This is a genomic window from Pseudomonas sp. TWI628 (assembly GCF_039673865.1).
Lineage (GTDB): Bacteria > Pseudomonadota > Gammaproteobacteria > Pseudomonadales > Pseudomonadaceae > Aquipseudomonas.
Window position 1 is genome coordinate 1 of the sequence record NZ_JBDJMM010000038.1, and the last position, 19,229, is coordinate 19,229.

General features: G+C 61.2%; 29 protein-coding genes. 6 read left to right on the plus strand and 23 right to left on the minus strand.

Annotation, left to right across the window (positions count from 1 at the left end; all coding sequences use genetic code 11):
- Positions 1–112 precede the first annotated feature (112 nt).
- The 9 genes from ABE528_RS24220 to ABE528_RS24260 all read right to left on the minus strand — a co-directional run bounded on the left by ABE528_RS24220 (position 113) and on the right by ABE528_RS24260 (position 7,666).
- A complete protein-coding gene (locus ABE528_RS24220) occupies positions 113–982 on the minus strand; it encodes a zinc ABC transporter substrate-binding protein (protein ID WP_346654246.1) in 870 nt (289 codons plus the stop codon).
- A complete protein-coding gene (locus tag ABE528_RS24225) occupies positions 979–1,878 on the minus strand; it encodes a metal ABC transporter permease (protein WP_346654247.1) in 900 nt (299 codons plus the stop codon). Before ABE528_RS24225 ends, ABE528_RS24220 begins: the two co-directional genes overlap by 4 nt.
- Positions 1,878–2,624, minus strand: a complete 747-nt coding sequence (locus tag ABE528_RS24230) for a metal ABC transporter ATP-binding protein (protein WP_346654248.1) — start codon at positions 2,622–2,624, stop codon at positions 1,878–1,880. Before ABE528_RS24230 ends, ABE528_RS24225 begins: the two co-directional genes overlap by 1 nt.
- Positions 2,621–3,523, minus strand: coding sequence for a metal ABC transporter substrate-binding protein (locus ABE528_RS24235; protein WP_346654249.1), 903 nt, complete (start codon positions 3,521–3,523; stop codon positions 2,621–2,623). The genes ABE528_RS24230 and ABE528_RS24235 overlap by 4 nt, the downstream gene beginning before the upstream one ends.
- A gap of 15 nt (positions 3,524–3,538) precedes the next feature.
- Complete coding sequence (locus ABE528_RS24240) at positions 3,539–4,108, minus strand: DUF6162 family protein (protein ID WP_346654250.1); 570 nt, start codon at positions 4,106–4,108, stop codon at positions 3,539–3,541.
- Between the two features lie 11 nt (positions 4,109–4,119).
- Positions 4,120–4,440 carry a hypothetical protein gene (locus ABE528_RS24245; protein ID WP_152956106.1) on the minus strand — a complete coding sequence of 107 codons (321 nt, stop codon included), beginning with the start codon at positions 4,438–4,440 and terminating at the stop codon, positions 4,120–4,122.
- On the minus strand, positions 4,437–4,976 hold the full coding sequence (locus ABE528_RS24250) for a thiamine pyrophosphate-binding protein (RefSeq protein WP_346654251.1): 540 nt from the start codon (positions 4,974–4,976) through the stop codon (positions 4,437–4,439). Before ABE528_RS24250 ends, ABE528_RS24245 begins: the two co-directional genes overlap by 4 nt.
- Positions 4,973–6,166 carry a PepSY domain-containing protein gene (locus ABE528_RS24255; protein WP_346654252.1) on the minus strand — a complete coding sequence of 398 codons (1,194 nt, stop codon included), beginning with the start codon at positions 6,164–6,166 and terminating at the stop codon, positions 4,973–4,975. Before ABE528_RS24255 ends, ABE528_RS24250 begins: the two co-directional genes overlap by 4 nt.
- 162 nt (positions 6,167–6,328) lie before the next feature.
- Positions 6,329–7,666: a SidA/IucD/PvdA family monooxygenase gene (locus ABE528_RS24260; protein WP_346654253.1), complete on the minus strand. Its 1,338-nt coding sequence runs from the start codon at positions 7,664–7,666 to the stop codon at positions 6,329–6,331.
- Positions 7,667–7,866: 200 nt separating this feature from the next.
- Between ABE528_RS24260 and ABE528_RS24265 the strand changes: the two genes are divergently transcribed.
- Positions 7,867–8,307, plus strand: a complete 441-nt coding sequence (locus ABE528_RS24265) for a hypothetical protein (protein WP_152956110.1) — start codon at positions 7,867–7,869, stop codon at positions 8,305–8,307.
- A gap of 66 nt (positions 8,308–8,373) precedes the next feature.
- Here ABE528_RS24265 and pbpG read toward each other — a convergent pair whose 3' ends face one another.
- The 9 genes from pbpG to ABE528_RS24310 all read right to left on the minus strand — a co-directional run bounded on the left by pbpG (position 8,374) and on the right by ABE528_RS24310 (position 13,194).
- A complete protein-coding gene (pbpG, locus tag ABE528_RS24270) occupies positions 8,374–9,300 on the minus strand; it encodes a D-alanyl-D-alanine endopeptidase (protein WP_346654254.1) in 927 nt (308 codons plus the stop codon).
- Between the two features lie 131 nt (positions 9,301–9,431).
- Entirely contained in the window at positions 9,432–10,583 is a 1,152-nt protein-coding gene (locus ABE528_RS24275; RefSeq protein ID WP_346654313.1) for a tyrosine-type recombinase/integrase, read from the minus strand.
- Entirely contained in the window at positions 10,466–10,810 is a 345-nt protein-coding gene (locus ABE528_RS24280; RefSeq protein ID WP_346654255.1) for a hypothetical protein, read from the minus strand. Before ABE528_RS24280 ends, ABE528_RS24275 begins: the two co-directional genes overlap by 118 nt.
- Before the next feature lie 37 nt (positions 10,811–10,847).
- Positions 10,848–11,171 carry a hypothetical protein gene (locus ABE528_RS24285; RefSeq protein WP_346654256.1) on the minus strand — a complete coding sequence of 108 codons (324 nt, stop codon included), beginning with the start codon at positions 11,169–11,171 and terminating at the stop codon, positions 10,848–10,850.
- Positions 11,172–11,226: 55 nt separating this feature from the next.
- The gene (locus tag ABE528_RS24290; protein ID WP_346654257.1) at positions 11,227–11,550 is read right to left on the minus strand and encodes a hypothetical protein; all 324 of its coding nucleotides are present in this window, start codon (positions 11,548–11,550) and stop codon (positions 11,227–11,229) included.
- A 46-nt stretch (positions 11,551–11,596) separates the two neighbouring features.
- On the minus strand, positions 11,597–12,163 hold the full coding sequence (locus ABE528_RS24295) for a hypothetical protein (RefSeq protein WP_346654258.1): 567 nt from the start codon (positions 12,161–12,163) through the stop codon (positions 11,597–11,599).
- Positions 12,160–12,411 carry a hypothetical protein gene (locus tag ABE528_RS24300; RefSeq protein WP_346654259.1) on the minus strand — a complete coding sequence of 84 codons (252 nt, stop codon included), beginning with the start codon at positions 12,409–12,411 and terminating at the stop codon, positions 12,160–12,162. The genes ABE528_RS24295 and ABE528_RS24300 overlap by 4 nt, the downstream gene beginning before the upstream one ends.
- The gene (locus tag ABE528_RS24305) at positions 12,408–12,917 is read right to left on the minus strand and encodes a hypothetical protein (protein WP_346654260.1); all 510 of its coding nucleotides are present in this window, start codon (positions 12,915–12,917) and stop codon (positions 12,408–12,410) included. The genes ABE528_RS24300 and ABE528_RS24305 overlap by 4 nt, the downstream gene beginning before the upstream one ends.
- Before the next feature lie 82 nt (positions 12,918–12,999).
- On the minus strand, positions 13,000–13,194 hold the full coding sequence (locus ABE528_RS24310) for a hypothetical protein (RefSeq protein WP_346654316.1): 195 nt from the start codon (positions 13,192–13,194) through the stop codon (positions 13,000–13,002).
- Between ABE528_RS24310 and ABE528_RS24315 the strand changes: the two genes are divergently transcribed.
- Positions 13,099–13,392 carry a hypothetical protein gene (locus tag ABE528_RS24315; RefSeq protein ID WP_346654314.1) on the plus strand — a complete coding sequence of 98 codons (294 nt, stop codon included), beginning with the start codon at positions 13,099–13,101 and terminating at the stop codon, positions 13,390–13,392. The genes ABE528_RS24310 and ABE528_RS24315 overlap by 96 nt on opposite strands.
- A 371-nt stretch (positions 13,393–13,763) precedes the next feature.
- Here ABE528_RS24315 and ABE528_RS24320 read toward each other — a convergent pair whose 3' ends face one another.
- Complete coding sequence (locus ABE528_RS24320; protein WP_346654261.1) at positions 13,764–14,321, minus strand: hypothetical protein; 558 nt, start codon at positions 14,319–14,321, stop codon at positions 13,764–13,766.
- Between the two features lie 8 nt (positions 14,322–14,329).
- Entirely contained in the window at positions 14,330–15,835 is a 1,506-nt protein-coding gene (locus tag ABE528_RS24325; protein WP_346654262.1) for a DNA cytosine methyltransferase, read from the minus strand.
- A gap of 69 nt (positions 15,836–15,904) precedes the next feature.
- Here ABE528_RS24325 and ABE528_RS24330 point away from each other — a divergent pair, with 69 nt between their 5' ends.
- Positions 15,905–17,155: a hypothetical protein gene (locus tag ABE528_RS24330; protein WP_346654263.1), complete on the plus strand. Its 1,251-nt coding sequence runs from the start codon at positions 15,905–15,907 to the stop codon at positions 17,153–17,155.
- Positions 17,156–17,212: 57 nt separating this feature from the next.
- Here ABE528_RS24330 and ABE528_RS24335 read toward each other — a convergent pair whose 3' ends face one another.
- Positions 17,213–17,413, minus strand: coding sequence for a hypothetical protein (locus tag ABE528_RS24335; RefSeq protein WP_346654264.1), 201 nt, complete (start codon positions 17,411–17,413; stop codon positions 17,213–17,215).
- Between the two features lie 131 nt (positions 17,414–17,544).
- On the opposite strand from ABE528_RS24335, the gene ABE528_RS24340 reads away from it, so the two are divergent.
- Both ABE528_RS24340 and ABE528_RS24345 read left to right on the plus strand, forming a co-directional pair.
- A complete protein-coding gene (locus ABE528_RS24340; RefSeq protein WP_346654265.1) occupies positions 17,545–17,724 on the plus strand; it encodes a hypothetical protein in 180 nt (59 codons plus the stop codon).
- An 86-nt stretch (positions 17,725–17,810) separates the two neighbouring features.
- A complete protein-coding gene (locus ABE528_RS24345) occupies positions 17,811–18,050 on the plus strand; it encodes a hypothetical protein (RefSeq protein ID WP_346654266.1) in 240 nt (79 codons plus the stop codon).
- A gap of 25 nt (positions 18,051–18,075) precedes the next feature.
- Here the strand turns inward: ABE528_RS24345 and ABE528_RS24350 are convergent, their stop codons facing one another.
- Together ABE528_RS24350 and ABE528_RS24355 are read right to left on the minus strand one after the other, a co-directional pair.
- Positions 18,076–18,429 carry a hypothetical protein gene (locus ABE528_RS24350; RefSeq protein ID WP_346654267.1) on the minus strand — a complete coding sequence of 118 codons (354 nt, stop codon included), beginning with the start codon at positions 18,427–18,429 and terminating at the stop codon, positions 18,076–18,078.
- 111 nt (positions 18,430–18,540) lie between these two features.
- Positions 18,541–18,849, minus strand: coding sequence for a hypothetical protein (locus ABE528_RS24355; RefSeq protein ID WP_346654268.1), 309 nt, complete (start codon positions 18,847–18,849; stop codon positions 18,541–18,543).
- A 161-nt stretch (positions 18,850–19,010) separates the two neighbouring features.
- Here ABE528_RS24355 and ABE528_RS24360 point away from each other — a divergent pair, with 161 nt between their 5' ends.
- Positions 19,011–19,190, plus strand: coding sequence for a hypothetical protein (locus ABE528_RS24360; protein WP_144000288.1), 180 nt, complete (start codon positions 19,011–19,013; stop codon positions 19,188–19,190).
- Positions 19,191–19,229: the final 39 nt, after the last annotated feature.

The following is a 19,229-nucleotide window of genomic DNA, read 5'->3' on the forward strand; positions in this document are numbered from 1 at the left end:
GTGGGTTGGGGGGGGGGGTGTTTTTGTTTTTGTCGGGGTCTTTTCCCCTTTTTTTTTTTCGGGTGCGGGCTTTTTGGGGTGTTACCCGGCAACGGGGCCGGCACAGGCGACATCAGCTTTCGCTCAATGCCCCGACCACCTGTTCGACAGAGGCCTTGAGCCCGGCCACCGCATCTTCCGGATCACTTTCCACCACCAGCAACTTCGCCCCAGCCGCCTCTATCACCTTGGCCAGCGCCGCATCCGGCTGCCGATGGTCCAGCACCAGCGCCACATCCTGCCCCTTGAGGTTGTCGCCCAGCGCCTGCAGCGCCGCCGCATCCCACTTGCCATCCGCCGGCAGCGGCTGCTCCACCACATCCAGGTTCATTCCACTGGCCAGGTATCCCAGGCGTTCTGACAGGCTGACCACACTCAGGTTGTCGACCTTGGCCAGCTGCGTCTGGCTGCTGGCGGTCAGCTCCAGCAGCTGGCGCTTGAGCCCCGCCAGGTTGCCCTGGATCCTGACCTTTTCGGCGGGCGCCAGGCGCTCCAGGTCATTGGCCAGCACATCGGCCATGCGCCCGAGGTTGCTCGGGTTCAGCCAGGGGTAGGCGGCATAGGCGTCATCACCGCTGACGGCGATACCCGGCAGCGCACCATCCACCGGCCGCGCCGCGTCGATCTCGACGATGCGGATGTTGCTGCGCCGGGCCATCGGGTACAGCGGGTCGTCACGCCAGATCGAGCGCACGCCGATCACCGCGTCGGCCTGCTGCGCCGCCTTGGCCAGGCCGGCGCCGCCACGGCTGCTGAAATACGACGGCTGGCGGCTGGCCGGCAGGTTGGCCGGCGCGGCGCGCTTGAGTTGCACGGTGGTGCCGTCGAGCAAGGCGCTGGCCAGGCTGTGGGTCACGGGCAGGGTGGTCAGCACTTGCGTGGCCGAGGCCAGCGCAGGCAGGCCGGCCAGGGCGATGGCCAGGGTCAGCTGTTTCAGGTTCATGCCGGGTTTCCTTGCAGGCGGGGGACGAGGGCGCGGGCCAGCGCGGCAAGGGCAAAGCAGATACCCGCGACCAGGATGATCGCCGCGCCTGAGGGCACCGGCAGATCGAGGACGATCGGCAGCAGGATGCCGAGCAGCGTGCTCAGGCTGGCAATCAGCACCGACACGAAGAAAAACCCCTTCAGCGACTGGCTCACCAGGCGCGCCGCCGCTGCCGGGATCACCAGCAGGGCACCGACCAGAATCGCCCCGATCACCTTCACCGAGGCCACCGTGACCAGGGTCACCAGCACCACGAACAGATAGTCCAGGGTCTTCACCGCCACCCCGCGCACCGCCGCCAGTTGCGGGTTGAAGCTGGCCAGCATGATGCGGTTGTACAGCGGCAGGGCCAGGGCCAGGACCAGCACCGCGACGATGCCCAGCACCACCAGGTCCTGGGCGCTGACGGTCAGGACCGAGCCGAACAGCACGTTCTCGAGGATATGCACGTTGATCTTGCCGGCCAGCATCAGCAACAGGCTGGCGCCGAGGGCCAGCGACACCGAAAGGAACACGCCGATCAGCGTGTCCGGCGACAGCCCGGTGCGGTTGCGCAGGAAGTTGAGCAGGATGCCGAACAGCAGGCAGTAGCCGAACAGGCTGCCATAGGGGCCGGTGTACGGCTCGCCGAGCAGGATGCCGATGGCGACCCCGGTGAGTGCGGCATGGCCGACGGCTTCGGAGAAGAAGGCAAAGCGCTTGACCACCACCAGGGTGCCGAGGCCGCCCAGCACCGGGCCGATCATCAGGCCGGCCAGCAAGGCATTGATCACGAAGCCGTAGGCCAGCGCCTCCGGCAGGTAGCCTGCGCCGGCCCAGTCCTGGACCAGTTGGCGGAATGCTTCAAAGCTCATCAGGCAAGGTGCTCGCTGCGTGGGTGGACGGAAAACAGGCCGAGCAGGCGCTCCGGGGTCAGGGCCTGGGCGGGTGGGGCGTCGAACAGCACCTGGCGGCTCAGGCCGGTGACCCGGTCGGCCAGGCGCAGCACGGCCGCCAGGTCATGCTCGATCCACAGCACGGTGGTGCCGGCCTGGCGCCAGCCTTGCAGCAGCTGTTCGAACACCTGGATGCCGGCTTCGTCGAGCGCAGACATTGGCTCGTCGAGCACCAGCAATTGCGGTTCCGGAATCAACCCCTGGGCCAGCAGCACGCGCTGGCGTTCACCACCAGACAACGCGCCCATGCGCCGCGTGCGTTTGTCGAGCATGCCGACCCGCGCCAACGCCGCATCGATCGCTGGCTGCACCTGCCGCGACAGGCCGAGGAACGCCGGGCGCCGTTGGCACATGGCAGCCATGAAGTCGTCCACGGTCATCGGCAGCCCGCGGTCGAACTCCAGCGCCTGCGGTACATAACCGATCACCTGCTGCGCGGCTGGCCAGTGCAGGGTCAGCTGGCCCTGGTGCGGCATCTGCCCAAGCAGGGTCTTGATCAGCGAGCTCTTGCCGCCGCCATTGGGCCCGACGATGGCATGCACGCTGCCGGCGGCGACGCTGAACTGCACCTGTTCGAGAATGCGCGTGCGGCCCAGGGTCAGGTCGATGCCGGTAAACTCGATGCGTGGCCCGCCGGCTGCGGTGAGCTTGGCGGCAGCAGTCATGCGCGGTTCTCCTGGATGGCGCGGACCACGGTGTCGAGGTTGCGCTTCATCTCCACCTCGTACTTGTCCTGGGTGTATTCCCCGTAGGAAATGTGCGTCAGCGGATACAGGCGTACGCCGGATTCGCGCTGGATGGTTTCAACATAGGCCGAAGGGAAATCCATCTCCGAGAAGATCACCTTCACATCCAGCGCCTTGAGTTGGTCGATGGTCTTTTTCAGCTGTGCCGGGCTCGGTTCGATGCCATGGGCGGGCTCGACCACGGCAGTCACTTCCAGGCCGAAGTCGCGCACCAGGTAGTCGTAGGCCGCATGGATGGTGGCCACGCGGAAGGTGGCGCTGGGCGCTTCGGTCACCTTGGCCAGGGCTTCGGCACGCAAGGCGCGCAGGCGCTTGGCGTAGGCGCGGGCGTTCTGCGTGTAGAGTCTGGCGTTGTCCGGGTCGAGCTTGCCGAGCTCCCGGGCGATGTTGTTGACCTGGGCGATGGTGGTGCTGATCGACAGGAAGGTGTGCGGGTTGACCACTTTGCCGGCGCCGCGTGCAGCGATCCCGGTGGCCGCCAGCAGCGGTACGTTCTGGTTGGCCTCGATGGTCTGGATGCCGGGCTTTTCGCTGGCGGCGATCATGCGGTCGGCGAAGTCGTCATGGCCGACGCCATTGAGCACCACCACGTCCAGCGTGCCGATGCGCTTGATGTCTTCGGCGCGGGGTTCGTAGGCATGCGGGTTGAAGCCCGCCGGAATCAGCGGCACCACTTCGGCCTTGTCGCCGACGATGTTGCTCACGTAGCTGTAGTAGGGGTGCAGGGTAATACCGATGCGCAGTGGCTTGCCGGTATCGGCGAGGGCCAGCGCCGGCAGGGCGCAGGCCAGGAGCAGGGCGAGGGCGTTGCGGAACATGGGGAATCCTTGGGTTCAATGACGGTGTTCGCGGGTGACCCCGGCGTCGTAGTGGCTGACCACCTGCTGCCAGCCGGCGGCGATCAGTGCGGCCTGGCCGAGGTCGTCGGGGAGCACGGCGGCGCTGTCGCGGCGCAGCCACATGTCGACCTCGGTGCTGCCGGCGTTGGGCAGGATCATCAGGAAGCTGCCCGCCAGCTGCGGCGCCTGGCTGCGGCCCAGGTAGGCGCCAGCTGCCAGCCACTGCCACTGGTGGCTGCCACGGCTGTGGCTGCCGGCGTCGGCCACGAACGGTGGCAGGCCTTCCTCGGCCAGCGTTTCGACGCTGGGCGTGGCGGCGCGCTCCTCGCGCAGCAGCTGGATTTCGTCGAAGGCCACGCGCAGGTCGGTGTAGATACCTTGTTCGGCAGCGGTCAGGTCGCGGCGGGCGTCGATCTGGTGGCTGGCGATGGCTTGTTCGTCCTCACGCTCGCCGCGCAGCAGGACCACGCTGGCGGCGAGGGCGACGATCAACAGGCTGACCAGCAGCACGTAGAGGGTTTCGTGCCCGGCGCCGGCCGGGCGCACCACTTGGGTATGGCGCATGGCTGGGCTGCTCATGGTTGTGCAATGTCGGCGTGGTCGACTTCCACGACATGGCCAGGGCCTGCGTCGAACAGCACGTAGAACTCGCCGTCGGGGCGTTTGAAGGTCAGGCTCGAGTCGTCACCGAGCTTGCCGCCGACCAGCACCTGCTCGTCGTAGCCGATCACGTCGAGGGTCACCCCAGGCGCGCCGCTGCCATCGGAAAAGCCGCCAGTGCATTTCACCTGGCCACCTGCCACTTCCTCGCACTCGCACATCGGGTTGTGGGCCAGGGCCGGGCCTGCAGCCATTACCAGCAAAGGCAGGGCGAGCCTGCGCATCAGGTGTTTCATGGTTTGCCTCCTTGTTTTTCGAGCCAGGCCACGGTGGCTGGCGAAGCCTTGGCCAGCGGGACGGAGGCTTGGTGCAGGCTGCCGTCCCAGCCTTCGAGGGTGATCCAGACCTGCGCGTCGGTGCGGGTGCGCGGTGGTATCGGCAGGTTGGTGACCATGCGGTACGGTGCGCCGAAGAAAATGGTGCCGGCGGTGCGCAGGCTGCGCGGCTTGCCGATGCGCAGGTAGACCGCCTTGACGTCCTTCAAGCAGGCCTTGCACAGCGCCGCGTTAAACAGCTTGAAATGGCCAGCGGGGCCATTGGCACGCGGTGCTTCATTGCGCAGTTCGGCGAGGTCGAGGCTGTAAGGGCCAACCTGGATATTGCTGATCGGGTTCGCCCCAAGCCCAGCGTCACCGCGAAACAGCCTGACGTCGGCGAAGTACTTGGGCATGAAGCCCAGCGGAATGAGGAGCAGCAGGATGTTCAGATGGAAGCGCCATTTCAGCCACCATTGCTTGAGTGGGCGAGCGGGCAGTGCGTGGGCCTGGCTCATGGGCGGGCCTCCAGGGTGGTTTCGCGGCTTGCACTACGCGGTGTGCGCTCGCTGCGCTTGAGCGCCGCGGCGGTGGCCTGGGCGGTGCGCTTGGTCCAGATCAGCAGGCCGCTGAACACCATCAGGGTCAGGATCAGGCCGAAGAAGAACCAGATCAGCTTGATCGGCAGGCCACCGAAGTCGCCGGTGTGCAGCGGGCGCATGGACTCGGTGACGAACTCCAGCGCCGAGCGGTCGCTGAGCAGGAACTGGCTGTCGACCTGGCGGGTATACGGGTTGACCGAGGCGCTCTGGAACATCAGCGGGTACCAGCCACGCCCGCCCATTTCGATGTGGCTGTAGGCGGTGGCCGGCAGCGAGATGGAGGTGATGTCCAGGTTCGGGATGGCCAGGCCGGCAATGCGTGCGGCCTCGTCCAGGTCGATGCGCGGTGCCGGGCTGCCATCGACAGTCTGCGGCACTTGCTCACGGGCGATTACCGGCACGACCGGCTCGCTGGAGATGGTGATCTGGTTGTCGGAGAGGATCGCCCGGATCAGGAACCAGATGCTGGTAATGGCAATGACCGCGATGAACCAGATCGACCAGACCCCGGCCAGGCGGTGCAGGTCGCCCCAGAAGATGCGTGCGCCATGGCCGGTGCGGACCGGCTTGAAGAAGCCTTTCCAGAACTTCTTGTACACCACCAGGCCGGTCACCAGCGACGCCAGCATTGGCAGGCCGAGCAGCGAGACCATGTACCAGCCCCAGCTGAAACCATGGGTGAACGGCACCAGCCACCAGCCATGCAGGGCTCGGGTGAAGGCTTCGAAGTTGAAGTCCGGCATCTTGCCCTGGATCGCCCCGGTATACGGGTTGACGTAGAGCATCGGGCTGGAGCCATCGGCGTAGGTGACCTGCGCCGTGAGCGCGAAGTGCGAGCCGTCCGGCTGGCTGAGCGAGTTGACTGCCATGTCTGGTTCGGCTTGGTGCAGTGCATCGAGCACTTGCTGGAAGGTCAGGCGTTCGGCGTTGTCGTCGGGCTTGCTGGCACGCACGTCGGGGTTGGCCAGCCAGACGATCTCCTGGCTGACCACGGCCAGCATGCCGGTGAAGCAGACGATCAGTACGAAGAACCAGATCGGCAGGGCGAGCCAGCTGTGGACCAGGAACCACAACTTGGACGTGGACTTTTTGGGTGATTTGGCCATCGGTCAGTCTTCTGAAGAAAAGGGGCAAGCACAGGCCCAACCAATGAGGGCTGTACTTCAAAAGACGAATGAGAATGAAAATCCTGCAGGATTAAGTGCAAGCAAATGTTTCAAGGGGGCACGATGCGACAGGGCGCTGTTGGCGCCCTGTCGCTTGTCGAATCAGGCGCTGGTCAGGGCTACAGCGGGTTGTTGTGCGTTGCCCTGTTGACGCGCCAGGTCGTGGTACAGCGCCTGGCCGATCTCGGCGGCACGGGACGGCAATACCGAGAGCAAGGTGTCGCTGAGGCCGTGGCTGTTTTCGCAGAAGCCTTGCAGGTAGATCGAGGCCTGCAGGTCCGGGCTGGCCAATACCCGGTAGTTGCGGTCGACGCTGAAATCTTCCACATAGTTGGCCAGCGGTGCGAGCAGGTCGCGGTGCGAGCGGCGTTCGTAGCCGGTGGCGAGAATCACCGCATCGTAGCGGTGGGTCTGCTGCTGGCCGGTGGCCAGGTCGCGCAGGGTCAGTTCGATGCCGTCGCCGGTGGCCACCACGGCTTCCACCTGGCGCCGACACAGCACGTTGTGGCGGAACTGGTGGGCGACTTTCTGCCGGTAGAGGATGCCGTAGATGCGCTCGATCAGGTTGAGGTCGACCACCGAATAGTTGGTGTTGTGGTATTCACCGAGCAATTTGGCACGCTGGTCGGCCGGCTCGTTGTAGACCAGGTCGGTGTAGTCGGGGGAGAAGATCTCGTTGACGAACGGGCTGTCATCGGCCGGCTTGAGGGCGGAGCCGCGCAGCACCATGTCGACCTTGACCGACGGGTAGCTGTCGTTGAGGTCGATGAAGGCCTCGGCGGCGCTCTGGCCCGAGCCGATCACCGCAATGCGCATCGGTTTGCCGGCCGTGCACGGTAGTTTGTTCAGGCTGCTCAGGTACTGGGAGTGGTGGAACACTCGTGGATCGTCCTTGAAGGCGCCGAATTTCTCAGGAATTTTCGGCGTGCCGCCGCTACCGACCACCACCGAGCGCGTGCGCCGGCTGAATTCCCGGCCTTGCCCATCGCGTGAGACCAGGCGCAGGTGCTCGACGCGGCCAGCTTTCACTTCAGGCTCGATGCGCAGCACTTCTTCGCCATACACCGCCTGGGCGGCGAAATGTTCGGCGGCCCAGCGCAGGTAATCGTTGTATTCCAGCCGGCAGGGGTAGAAGGTGCCGAGGTTGATGAAGTCGGCCAGGCGCTGCTTCTGGTGCAGGTAGTTGACGAAGCTGTACGGGCTGGTCGGGTTGCGCAGCGAGACCAGGTCCTTGAGGAACGAAATCTGCAGCTCGCTCTGGGTGGCCAGGGTTTCGCCGTGCCAGCGGTATTCCTTCTGCTTGTCGATGAACAGCGCATCGAGGGCGTGGCCCTGGCTCTGGGCGAGTTCTTCCAGGGCGATGGCCAGGGCCAGGTTGGACGGGCCGAAGCCCACGCCGATCAGGTCCTTGATAGTTTCCGGGTGTGCAGACTGGCTCATGGCTGCGATTCCATAATGGGGCGAATGTGGGCGCATGCCGGGGCTCCGGCGCTTGCGCTTGTACATGGGGTGGAACGAGCCAGCGGAAGGGGAATTTACTGCCCGGGGCTGTGCCTGCGGCCGACCGGACCTAAAGGTCTGCGCCTGTCGGCCGATACGCAGGTCAACTCAAGGACCTTTGCAAAAGCAGGGAGAAAGACATGGTAGGCATCGCAGCAGTCAGCATCAGCAACACGTCGGCCCAGGCGGCCAGCACCCTTCAGGCCAGTGACAGCGAAAAGACCGTGGCAGGCAGTTCGCCGCTGCAGGTCGACACGTCGAAAGTGCGCGGCGACGACAAGCAGGCCCAGGCAGCGGGTGGGGCGCAGGGCAGCAGCGAAAGTAGTGAGCCGGCGCACATCAAGCAGCTGCGCGAAATGATCAAGAATCTGCAGAAGCAGATGGCGGAAGAACAGAAGCAACTGGCCAGCTTGATGGCGCAGAATTCCGCTGATACCACCAAGCTGGCGGCAATCACTGCCAAGCAGGCCAGTATCGCTACCCTCAGCGGGCAGATCATGACGGCGACCGCGCAACTGCTCGAAGCACTGCAGGAAGCCGGTGGCAGCAGCGCCGGCAGTGTGGTCGACACCCAGGCCTGAGCCCGACTGCACCGACCTATGGGGGGCGGGAAAGCCCGCTCCCTCAGGTAATCTGCTGGCCTCGGGTTACTCCGACACCAGGCGCGTCTTGCCGTGCTTGTCCGTCTTGTACTGCATGGCCACTGCCGGTGCCGGTTTGGTCGCGCCGGTCTCCAGCCATTGACGCATGCGGGTGGCGTCGGCGAAGTGGGTGTACTTGCCGAAGGCGTCGAGGATCACCATGGCCACCGGGCGGTTGTCCATCTTGGTCAACAGCACCAGGCAGTGGCCGGCATCATTGGTGAAACCGGTCTTGGTCAGCTTGATGTCCCAGTTGCTCTTGTTCACCAGGTGGTCGGTATTACGGAAGCCCAGGCTGTAGTTTGGCTTGCGGAAGGCCACGGTCTTCTCGCGGGTGGTCGACAGCTCGCTCAGCATCGGGTACTTGCGCGATGCCATCAGCAGCTTGGCGAGGTCATGGGCAGTGGAAACGTTCTGTATCGACAGGCCGGTCGGCTCGACATAGCGGGTGTGCGTCATGCCCAGGCTGCGGGCCTTGGCGTTCATCGCCTTGATGAAGGCCGGGTAGCCGCCCGGGTAGTGGTTGGCCAGCGTGGTGGCGGCACGGTTTTCCGACGACATCAGGGTGATCAGCAGGGTTTCCCGGCGGTTCAGCTCGCTACCCAGGCGCACGCGCGAATACACGCCTTTCATGTTCGGGTTGTTGGCGATGGTCATGGTGAGCATTTCATCCATGGGCAGCTTGGCATCCAGCACCACCATCGCCGTCATCAGTTTGGTTACCGAGGCAATGGGCACCACGCGGTCGGCGTGGCTCGAATACAGTTCCTGGTTGGTGTTCAGGTCGATCAGCAGGGCGCTGCCAGATGCCAGGTGGAGCTTGGACGGGTCGCGTTGGACCTGGGCCGGGGGTTGTGCAGCAGCGGTCGACGGAAGGGTCGCAGTACCTGTGAGCAACAGCAGCAGGCTGAGGATGGACAGGGATGTTTTCACGTTGAGGCTCACTAAAAGTTGGTATGTCGTTGGCTGTGCAAGGGTTTTCCCCCAAAAAACCGATGCATTGTGGAGTATGGCCGAAGTACTGTCGAATGCCTTATATCCAAAGGGCGCAACGTGAAGGAAATTTAATCCTGTACCAATTTCGTACCAATTACCTGCTTTTCCAGCTTCGCCAATTCGGACCAATCGTTGGCCGAATTCAACCACTTTGCATAGGTCGTCAGCAGCACTTGGACAGAGTGCCCAAGCTGTCCAGCGATGAAGGCTGGGTTCATCCCTGACATGAGGCACATCGTGGCATAAGTGTGCCGGCAGTTGTACTGGGGGCGATGCCTGAAACCCTTTGCTTCGATTGCCTGGTTGAAGTGATTGCCCGCCGTGTCCGGTACTGAGATGTGTGGCGATGAACCGGACGGCTGGAACACAAATGGGGATTCGGTCGACACGCGGCGCTTCTGCTTGGACCGGTAGTGCGCAATCTCCCTTGCCTTGGCCAGCGCACCCAGGGCTCGGCTGTTCAACATCACCGTGCGGGTGTACTTGGTCTTTGTCCTCTCAACCACCTGTTTTTCGACCACGATGCGGCATATGTGGGCTGTCTTCTTCTCGAAATCGATCTCATCCCAGCGCAGCGCCATGATCTCCCCTGTGCGCATGCCGGTGTAGAAGGCGAACTCATAGAACGCTGCGAATATCTGCGATTGCCTGGAAAAGTTTTCGTACATCCAGGCGATCAACGCATCTGCCTCTTCGACCGAAAACGGATCGATCTGCTTCTTGCTCTTCTGCGGGAGCTGGATTGAGACCGTAGGGTTCCTGTCTACCACCTCGTCATAAACTGCCGCGCGGAACATCGCCTTGATCCGGGCGATTGCGGCACGCTTCACTGTCGGGCTCTTCCACTCGGTCCTCGCGACCACCTCCTTCAGCACCATCGGCGTCACGGCCTTGATAGGCAATGTGGCCAAGTGGGGCATCCAGTAATTGTTCATCAACCCTTTGTAATTGACCCTGGTGTCGTGCACGACTTCCAGGCTGTCCAGCCAGGTCTGCGCATATTCGCCAAACCGGATTTCGTTCGCTGCCGCGATGTAGCTCGAGGCGGGAAACAACTCGGCGTACCGCTTCTCATCCAGTACGCCGTGCTTGGCCAGGCTGACTACTTGAGCGCGTAGATCAGCGGCCGCCTTGATCCCCTTGGCGGTTTGGGGATGTGCGAGCGTTTCTGACCGACGCTCACCGTTCCAAGTAAAACGGATTCGGATTGACTTGCCGATGAACTCGACTCCAGTGGGTAGCCCCAGCTTCCTTCCAGCCACGCTTCGTATCTCCTGATGCTGTAAAAAATCCGGCCGTCGATCTTCTTCCAGACCCCCTCGGGGATCACGCCGCGGCTTCTCTTGCCTTCCAAGGCCCGCTTGGTCGTCCCGACCAGTTCGGCCATTTTCTCTTCCGGGACCTTGTCGGACACGTAGGTCACCGGCTGGCGTTCTTCGTCTTGCATGATGGTCTCCACGCCGCCGGTGGCGGCAGGTTGGTGGTCAGTCGACCTGGTAGTAGACGTAGCAGTTGACGCACTGGTCTTTCAGAGACTTATGCATCGCCTGCACTCCGGCGCTGTGCTGGTTGCCCTGGCCAGGCCAAGGGGTATCGAGGTGAACGCCTTGCTGGTGGTAGCGGCTTTTCTTCTGAACGTAACCGGGAAGGCCTTGCAACTGGCTGGCTCGAAGCCCAGGCACCGGGATCACTACGCGGTCCAGATTGGCGCTGCCTCTGTCATCGGTGCACGCAGCTGCTGCAGCCTTGCCGGCTTCGATCGCAACGCGGACCTTCCCGGGCAGGCTGTCCAGTTCTTCTTTCGTCATGGCAATAGCTCTCCATGCCCGCGCATGTCGGCGGGCTTGAGTTGTAGGGGAGGGGTTAGGCGGCTTTCTTGAGCTTGGGCGGGCTCGGCGGATAGCCGAAGCGAATTCGGCTGCGTCCGGTGTAGCCGCATTCTCGGCAGCCGGCTGGCCGGTGGGCGTTGTAGCCGTAGCTGCAACTTGAGCAGTCGCAGCTGCAGCCTGAGCAATCCACAGAGCAGACGCCCAGCACCTCGACTTCACCTTCCCGGTTGATGCAGTAGTTGTGGCGGCGGTCCAGGCGGAAGCCGGTGATCTTCTCGGCTTCCTCGTAGGTGGCCGGTACTACGCGAAAGCCCCACTTGGCCGCGGGGTCATCGACCGTGCGGGTTACCTTTCTCATCGCGGCCCCCTGTAGATCAGGTAGGCCATGTACATCAGGCGCAGGATCATGGCGCCACCTGCTTGCGGTAGCCGGCATCCCACAGGTCCCGGACAACATCCTCGTGGATTTTCAGCTCTTGCAGATGGCCTACTCCGTGAGTGCCGTGAGGATGATCCTTGATGCTGCGGATCATCTCGTTCAGGCCTGCGTGGCGCTCTTGCTCTGCGATCTGCTCTGGCGTGAGGATAGGGCGGAATCTGATGCCAGCCGGGTTCATGGAACCTTCAAACTTGCCATCGCCCTTACTGCTCTCCTGCTCCATGAAGATCATCTTCTCGCCGTAGCAGAGGACTTTGCCTTTCAGCCAGTACCCCCAAGAGTCATATGTGCACTCGATTTCAAGGCCAACTGGTGGCAGGCCTTCGCCATTCCACTGCGCGCCGGTGATGCGGCGCTCGATCGCCGCCCAGGTCGGTTCATACTCTGGCCAGTCGGCTTCAACGACCACCGCGTCGACGGTCGGGATGTCGTTGAGCCTGATCACGTCGCGCACCCAGCCGAGCTTGTGCTCGCTCAGGTCCTTCACCTTGAAGACGATGTAGCGCTCTTCACGCTCAAATTTCTCGCTCACAGCTCATACCTCTCATCAATCCAGCGCCCAGGCGCCAGTGCGGGTGTAGGTTCGGGTTGGGTTTCGTGCGGGGAGAGCTGGCGCTGGTTGCCGGCCTGTAGCTGGCTGTCGGGGATGCAGCTGATGCCGACCCCATTCAGCAGGTAGCAGGTGACGCCGCGCTGGCTGTCGTGCTGCGCGTCGATGACGTTCTCGGATGCGCTGGCGCCGGTGGCCAGCAGCAGGAGGCAGAGGGCGAGGCGGGTCATTTGCGCAGACCCTCGTCCGGGTCCAGCCCGTAACGCCGGCACAGCGCTTGGGCTACGCCTGATCCGCAGACAAAGGCGTCCATCATGAGCACCCAGCGCGGGGTCTTCTGCCTGCTGGTTCCGCTTACGCTCCGGACCGCAGTGCCGATCAGGTCATCTTCTGTGTATTCGCACCCCGCCAGCGTGATGGTCCGGCTCTGGCCCTTGAGCCGTTCAATTTCCGCCTGCAGCTCGGCAACTTGGCCGTGCTCGCATTCGTCGCTTTGGTCGTCTATCAGCTTGAGGCCCACCATTTCGTCGTCGCGCCAACCACCGTAATCGTGGTCGTACCGCTCGCAGCAGAAGCCTTCGTCGCCGTCGCGGGTCGGGATCGTGTAGCTGTCGAAAGGACCACCATAGGTCGGCACCATGCCGCCATCGGGGTGCTCGATCCACATGAAGAACTTGCGGCCTGTGATCGGGCATTCGTCCGGGCACCACCGTGCCGCCGTTTGTGCGCTGGGCATACGGATTCCTTGGCCGCCATATCGCGGCAGTAAGTTGTACAGAAAGAAGGTTTTGTATAGGAAGTTGGCCCGGCGGTCAGATTTACTGCTCGCCTCGGAACAATTTATTGGTGCTCAAAACGAGCAGCGCTATCGTGGTTATCCACTTAAAGGACGGCAGGCGAAGGGGTTCGGTATGCGCATACGCGGTGATGTTTTCTGGGCATGGGCTGACCCAACGCTTCACCACCGGAATCATGACGAAGAGCTGGCCGATGGGAGCTGCCTTGATGTTCAAGTCCGTCTGTCGCGCACAGGCCAAACGCAAATGTTCATCGGGGTGTATGCCCCGGGCGGCATGGCTATTCACGAGGAAGCATTTGACTCTCGCCCCGGTGAATCGATGACGAGAGCGATGGCCTGGGGAGTAGGCCGGGCTCGCCGGATTGCAACCGGAACTCTTCCTGAATTCGACCAGATCGCTTGCTCGAAATAGAGGGAAGAGGGGTTGCAGCTGAGGAGTACAAATGTGCTCCGTGCCGATTTACGGAGTAGCCGCTTCGATTTGATGTCACAATGAATGCACAGGGACATCGGCACGTATTCCCGAGCCAGCCCTTCAGGACATCAGTCCAATGTTAAACAACGATGATTTTCGATACGCGGCTCATCGGCACCTCCTCGAATTGGATGCCTCAAATTCGAGGCTTAGGCACCTAATTTCTAATGGCGAGATCAACGGCGTTCCTTGGGACGACGCGGTGGTCTGGCACCAGAAGTCATATGATGCTTGGGCCATCTTCCTGAGCCAGAAAACTCAGCCTTCGTTACCGACCTGATCCGAAATCGCAGATGGATCTGCGATACTCAGCCTGGATCCTGCTCAGACTTTCCAAACAGCGCGGCCCTGGCAATCGAGCCGTCCTCGACAAACCAAGCTTCCTGTTCGTGCCAGAGGATGTTGGCGGGTTCGCCGCTAACGCTGTCCCAGTCGTTGCCAATGTCCTCAGCGAAGTGGTCCCGGTCGGCGTAGAACTTCAAGGCAGCACGCAGCCGCTCAACCTCATCGGCGTGGGTCATCGCTCCCAGACCAACGATAGGCAGCCCAGTCGCCGCCGCATCCCGCTCTGCTTCTTCTTTGGTCCACCAGATGGCAGTACCAACCATCCAGGCTATAGGGTCGGGGTGGGGCTGCTGGACTGGAAGTAGGTCGGCCAGGGCGATATCGGGTGCTTTGCACTGGGCGGCGTCTATGGCAGCCATCGCCAAGTCGCGGTCGCGCATGCCGTGCACGCCTTTCAGGCGAGTGATGCAGGCTGTGGCGGCCTCGACCTGCTGCTCTGTCCAGATGCTGCGCTCTACCAGCATGTAGCCTTCGGGCACGCTGACCATCTCGGTGTTGCTGGATCGGTTTTCTGTGGGCATGGGTAACCTCAAGCGAGACGTTCAAGTTGTTGTTGGATGCGCCGGCCGATCCAGCGGACGACGAACACGGCCTTGCTGTTGCCGATCGCCTTGTAGCGCGGCCCGTCCGGGCATTCCTCGGCGGGCTTGCCGCGATAGGGGATTCGAGTGTGGTCGCCGGGGAAGCCCTGGAGCCATTCGCACTCGCGCGGGGTGAGCCTGCGAACGGCCTGGCCATGCTGTATCGAAGGAGCGCCTTGTCCTGGTTTGCCCCCCCCTGCACTGAGTGTTCCGGCGATCGAGCCGTCTCCGGCCTCGTATCGGAGTTCCGCGCGGGAGTTTTCAGCGAACGCAGCAATCACATGGCCACCGCAGGCTCCGTCTGTTCCAGGAAACCCGCCACCCTGTGTTCTGGCGTCCAGGGTGGCAACCGTCTCAAACCCGGGACTGGCGTCGACCAGGATCGCGTTTTCTTGACCGCTGTTTCTGCCCAGCGGGTGGCTCAGGCCATTCAATACATCCGGATCTTGAGTTCCGTGCACAACCAGGTGGCCATGGCCATGATTGGCATCCTGGCCGCTGCAGCCCTGTAGTCGGCCGAAGCTGGCGTCAAGCGTGGGTGCCACGCAGAATGTCTCGCTTTCGATATCAAGGCGTGTGTCCTTGGCCGTCAGCGTGGCGGCCTGGCTGACATCGCTCTGAAGGCTGTGGCCGCCGTAGGCAGGAACTCCGGCAAGCACCTCAACCGCTGGCCCTTCGTCGCCCTCGCAGTTCGGGCAGCCGTACTGGCCCAGGTCTAAGCCGAAGACGTATCCGCATCCGCACTGGAGCGCAGGGCCGAATGGAGCTCGTCCGGCAAGGTCTTGCCCCTCGCCTCTGCGCGGCGGAGTATCCCGGCGCACGCCTTCGCGCTCAAAAAGTACTTCGAGGGGATCGAATCCTGCTCGAGCACTTGCGACAACGAACACACGGCGGCGTCGTTGGGCCAGGCCGAAATATTGGGCATCCAGAACCCGCCATGCGACTGTTCGCGTGGGTCCATACACACAACCAGCGTCCTTCCATTTGCCCCCTGGCGGTTGGAGTTCTTCGGATTCGCCCACCAGGGCGCCGAGGAAGCAGCCAAACGCGTTACCTTTGTCGGAGAGAACTCCGGGGACGTTTTCCCAAGTGCAGACGGCCTCGGGCTCGCCGCGCATGGTTCGAACATGGTCAATTGCATCGAGCAGCTCCACGTATTTGATAGTGAGGGCGCCGCGGGGATCGGCCAGGCCTTCGCGCATGCCTGCCACGCTGAATGCTTGGCAGGGTGTGCCGCCGACTAGCACCTCTGGCGCCGGAATCTTGCCGGACAGCACCATGGCTGCCAGGCGGGTCATGTCGCCGTGGTTCGGCGTAGCCGGGTATCGGTAGGCCAGCACCGCGCAGGGGAACGGCTCGATCTCGGCGTACCAGTCGGCGCTCCAGCCCAGCGGATGCCAGGCTTCGGTCGCAGCTTCAATGCCGCTGCAGACGCTTCCGTAGGTAATGGGCATGATGGCTCCTGGCCGGTATCATTATTGGCGTGACAGCTGCAGTACGCTCAATCTAAGAAAGGAATTGAAATGATGGTTGCGGTTCGCGACGAGGAAGTTTCTGAAGAATTTTTCGCAAGGCCTGAAATTAGGGAAAAACTACAGAAATGGTTGCTGTACTTCAGGGGGTACTCTGGAAATGAAATTTCAAAGCCTCTCAGCCCATTGCAGGATTTTTTGTGGCGCAGTTTGAATTTTTTAGATACCTCATGCGTCCAGATTGACAAAAATTGTCGTTACACCATCGAGAAAATAGGTCCGGAATTTCATAATGCTTTAGATGTTCAGGATGTCGAAAGCGAGCGAGCTATTGAGGGCTTGGCTGTGCTCTGCTATATGGTTGTGTGTGAGGCTCAAGTAATAATGCCTAATGGTCTGCCAGAAGATGTGCTGGCATTCATGGATGGCGTAAGGGAGTATGATTTCTCAATTCCAAAGCATGGAGTCATTGTAAAGTACGCCCAGCATGAAATGATTGCTAACGTACTCCGAAGCTATATTCATAAGCCAGAGGTGAAAGCCATTTCTGATTTGCCCCAACTGCTCAAGCGAGGTGAGAATTTTTCGCATCAAATTGAAGGGGAGCTAAATAAGAGAATAGGAGAAGTTGGCAAGATTCGAAAGAGTTTGGACGAGTATGAGCAGGCGTTCAATTTCGTTGGGTTGAACCGTGCATTTCGTAGTATGCGGATAATGAAAGTTAATGAGGCGAAAAGGAGTTTTTATCTTTTATTGACAATTGCATTTCTGATGGTTATTCCGCTGTCGGTTAAGGTTTTTGCTATAGTCGTATCTGGAAGTAATTCTCGCGAAGCTTCACTGTCAAGTGATTCCGTGAGAGTCCCTACCCAGGCCCAAGCCCGCGATCAGGGTCAGAAAGTAAATGTTGACAAAGAAATAGATAAGTCTAATCAAAAGGAATTGATCAGTAAGGGGGTTGTGGAGGATAAGTCTGCGCAATATTTTAGAGAGGTTATGAACGTACTTGTGACGGTTGGCCTTGAGCTACTGTTGTTGTATTTATTCAAGGTGTGTTTGCAGAGCTATAGATCCTTAAAGTCGCAGTTGCTGCAGTTGGATCTGAGAATAGCTCTTTGTCAGTTTATTCTGAAGTACTCCGAGCTGTTGGGGAAGCTGCGCTCGACAGAAGGTTCTGCTGAAACACTTGTTCGATTTGAGCAAGTTATATTTAGTGGGATTGTTGGTGGGGAAAGTGAAATTCCCTCGACGTTCGATGGGTTAGAGCAAATGGTTAAGATTTTGGAAAAAATTAAGCCATAACGTCTCATGTTTGACGGATACCCGGGCTGCCATGGAGTGCTTTGCGCTCCCTGGCACTCAGTTGAACGATGCAGAGGAGCCAGGCAGCGTCTGTCGGCCCTCGGTGCGCGGGTACTTGGAGCTACCCGTTGTGTCGTCCTGGACTGAACACCAGTAGTTGGTGTGCCCGTTCTGGTCTATCCAGAGCCGATCTGCTGGCGCCTCGGCGGGATACAGATAGACCTTTCCGTTCGCGGTGATGTTGCCGAAAGTCTTCATCGTTTTCTCCAGTGCAGGCGCCGCCCTTGCCGGGTAGCGTTCATCGTTTGAGAGGGGAAGGCGCCGTAGCTGGCGCGCAGTGTTTTGGTGAGCTATCAGTTCATGGCTGACTCGACCTGATGGAGGTCGCCATGACACTGAAAAGCGATACCGAGGCCCTTGCCTCGATCGAGGAAGAGGCAGAGGCGATGCTGAAAAAGATCGGACTGCCGGACGACCACATGAAGAAAGAGATGGTCATCTGCCTGCGCCAGATCATCGCGATTGCCCGCTACCGGAAAGGCCTGGGCGCCGACCCTGTCGTTGAATAGTGGAAGGCGCTGGCGGGCAGCGCTATATGCGTCGCTCGGCGAGGCGATGGTATGCTTCGCCAAATCATGAGCAGGGAGGCCTTATAGTGGCCAAAAAATATTCGAAAGGATGGTTCTGTGTTGGCTTTGCAATGTTCTTGTTGGGGGGAATCGTGGCGGTTCCAGCCCCCGGCCCGTTGGCTTTTTTGTGTTTAGTCGTCTCGGTTGTTGGCGTCATTATCATGAGCCAGAACTATGAGAACTACCTGAACTGCGACAAGGGCTGCTATTCACAGCAAGAGCATGAGAAGTACTGCCTTAAGCCTGAGGACAAAGAACAGGTCTGAGGCGCTGGCGGGCAGCGCCGGAGGGTCAGGCGGCGACGGGGTACTGTTTCGCCAAGGCCTGCTGCACTGCTGCGATGATGCGGCAGAGGTAGTCCCAGTCAGGGTTTCGCTCCATGGCGTCGGTTGGCAGACTCCACCAGTCGTCCCCGAACACGCGGTGCATGAACTCGCGGTGGGCGCCGCCGCACTCGTCGAGCGAGCTGGTATGGCTAACATCCTCGGCCTCGTCGAGAAGGCTCCGGGCGTCTTCTGCGTCCAGATCCCGGTCACGCCGCATTTGTACGATCACCTTCCGAGCCTTGTCGGCCAGGACCTCAGCACTAAACCTGCGAGAGTTGCCGAAGATGAAGAGATCAAACACTTCGTAACAGGGCTTCATTCTTACGCTATGCCGCTTCTTGAAGAGTGCGAGGTAGCTATGGACACGCTGTGTCGCCGTATTACTGGCGGACCTTTGTCTGAACGAAAACTGAGATCCTACGTGTAGATCTCACTCCAGGCATAAGCGATTGGCCTCTCGCTGATACGCACGCTCAAGCTTCCGCGCCACATCCGGTGTTACTGTGATTTCGTGGCGCGGAGGCTCCAGCAGCGGCAACGCGCCACCCGGGCCCAAGCCATGCAGGTGATGAATCATCAGCGTCATCGCCTCGCCCTGTTCCTCGATCCCGGCCCACTCCATCAGCTCCTGCAGGGCCTTCCTGGTGCCGGGTCGAACCTTAAGGCGCAGATCCTCTTCCTTCACTTTGTTGGCCTTCTCGCGCCGACGCTTGTCGCGCGCCGCCTGGTCCATTGCCATATCCAGTACCTTCCAAGCCGCTGGGCGGCAGATTGATGTGCTGCTGGCGCCGCCCTCGCCGGGGAGGTGTTCATCGTTTGAGAGGGGAAGGCGCCGCAGTTGGCGCGCATTGTTCAGGTGAGCTATCAATTCATGGCTGACTCGACCTGGTGGAGGTCGCCATGACACTGAAAAGCGATACCGAGGCCCTTGCATCTATCGAGGAAGAAGCCCAGGCAATGCTGAAAAAGATCGGTCTGCCGGATGACCACCTGAAGAAGGAAATTGTCATCGGCCTGCGCCAGATCATTGCGATTGCGCGCTACCGGAAAGGCCTGGGCGCCGACCCTGTCGTTGAATAGGGGAAGGGGCTGACGGGCAGCGCCGAGTGATATGCTTCG

What these genes read in the sequence shown, in the direction of transcription:
- ABE528_RS24220 (WP_346654246.1), bottom strand. Translation starts at nt 982, where the DNA reads ATGAACCTGAAACAGCTGACCCTGGCCATCGCCCTGGCCGGCCTGCCT.
- ABE528_RS24225 (WP_346654247.1), bottom strand. Translation starts at nt 1,878, where the DNA reads ATGAGCTTTGAAGCATTCCGCCAACTGGTCCAGGACTGGGCCGGCGCA.
- ABE528_RS24230 (WP_346654248.1), bottom strand. Translation starts at nt 2,624, where the DNA reads ATGACTGCTGCCGCCAAGCTCACCGCAGCCGGCGGGCCACGCATCGAG.
- ABE528_RS24235 (WP_346654249.1), bottom strand. Translation starts at nt 3,523, where the DNA reads ATGTTCCGCAACGCCCTCGCCCTGCTCCTGGCCTGCGCCCTGCCGGCG.
- ABE528_RS24240 (WP_346654250.1), bottom strand. Translation starts at nt 4,108, where the DNA reads ATGCGCCATACCCAAGTGGTGCGCCCGGCCGGCGCCGGGCACGAAACC.
- ABE528_RS24245 (WP_152956106.1), bottom strand. Translation starts at nt 4,440, where the DNA reads ATGAAACACCTGATGCGCAGGCTCGCCCTGCCTTTGCTGGTAATGGCT.
- ABE528_RS24250 (WP_346654251.1), bottom strand. Translation starts at nt 4,976, where the DNA reads ATGAGCCAGGCCCACGCACTGCCCGCTCGCCCACTCAAGCAATGGTGG.
- ABE528_RS24255 (WP_346654252.1), bottom strand. Translation starts at nt 6,166, where the DNA reads ATGGCCAAATCACCCAAAAAGTCCACGTCCAAGTTGTGGTTCCTGGTC.
- ABE528_RS24260 (WP_346654253.1), bottom strand. Translation starts at nt 7,666, where the DNA reads ATGAGCCAGTCTGCACACCCGGAAACTATCAAGGACCTGATCGGCGTG.
- ABE528_RS24265 (WP_152956110.1), top strand. Translation starts at nt 7,867, where the DNA reads ATGGTAGGCATCGCAGCAGTCAGCATCAGCAACACGTCGGCCCAGGCG.
- ABE528_RS24280 (WP_346654255.1), bottom strand. Translation starts at nt 10,810, where the DNA reads ATGCAAGACGAAGAACGCCAGCCGGTGACCTACGTGTCCGACAAGGTC.
- ABE528_RS24285 (WP_346654256.1), bottom strand. Translation starts at nt 11,171, where the DNA reads ATGACGAAAGAAGAACTGGACAGCCTGCCCGGGAAGGTCCGCGTTGCG.
- ABE528_RS24290 (WP_346654257.1), bottom strand. Translation starts at nt 11,550, where the DNA reads ATGAGAAAGGTAACCCGCACGGTCGATGACCCCGCGGCCAAGTGGGGC.
- ABE528_RS24300 (WP_346654259.1), bottom strand. Translation starts at nt 12,411, where the DNA reads ATGACCCGCCTCGCCCTCTGCCTCCTGCTGCTGGCCACCGGCGCCAGC.
- ABE528_RS24305 (WP_346654260.1), bottom strand. Translation starts at nt 12,917, where the DNA reads ATGCCCAGCGCACAAACGGCGGCACGGTGGTGCCCGGACGAATGCCCG.
- ABE528_RS24320 (WP_346654261.1), bottom strand. Translation starts at nt 14,321, where the DNA reads ATGCCCACAGAAAACCGATCCAGCAACACCGAGATGGTCAGCGTGCCC.
- ABE528_RS24325 (WP_346654262.1), bottom strand. Translation starts at nt 15,835, where the DNA reads ATGCCCATTACCTACGGAAGCGTCTGCAGCGGCATTGAAGCTGCGACC.
- ABE528_RS24330 (WP_346654263.1), top strand. Translation starts at nt 15,905, where the DNA reads ATGATGGTTGCGGTTCGCGACGAGGAAGTTTCTGAAGAATTTTTCGCA.
- ABE528_RS24335 (WP_346654264.1), bottom strand. Translation starts at nt 17,413, where the DNA reads ATGAAGACTTTCGGCAACATCACCGCGAACGGAAAGGTCTATCTGTAT.
- ABE528_RS24340 (WP_346654265.1), top strand. Translation starts at nt 17,545, where the DNA reads ATGACACTGAAAAGCGATACCGAGGCCCTTGCCTCGATCGAGGAAGAG.
- ABE528_RS24350 (WP_346654267.1), bottom strand. Translation starts at nt 18,429, where the DNA reads ATGAAGCCCTGTTACGAAGTGTTTGATCTCTTCATCTTCGGCAACTCT.
- ABE528_RS24355 (WP_346654268.1), bottom strand. Translation starts at nt 18,849, where the DNA reads ATGGCAATGGACCAGGCGGCGCGCGACAAGCGTCGGCGCGAGAAGGCC.
- ABE528_RS24360 (WP_144000288.1), top strand. Translation starts at nt 19,011, where the DNA reads ATGACACTGAAAAGCGATACCGAGGCCCTTGCATCTATCGAGGAAGAA.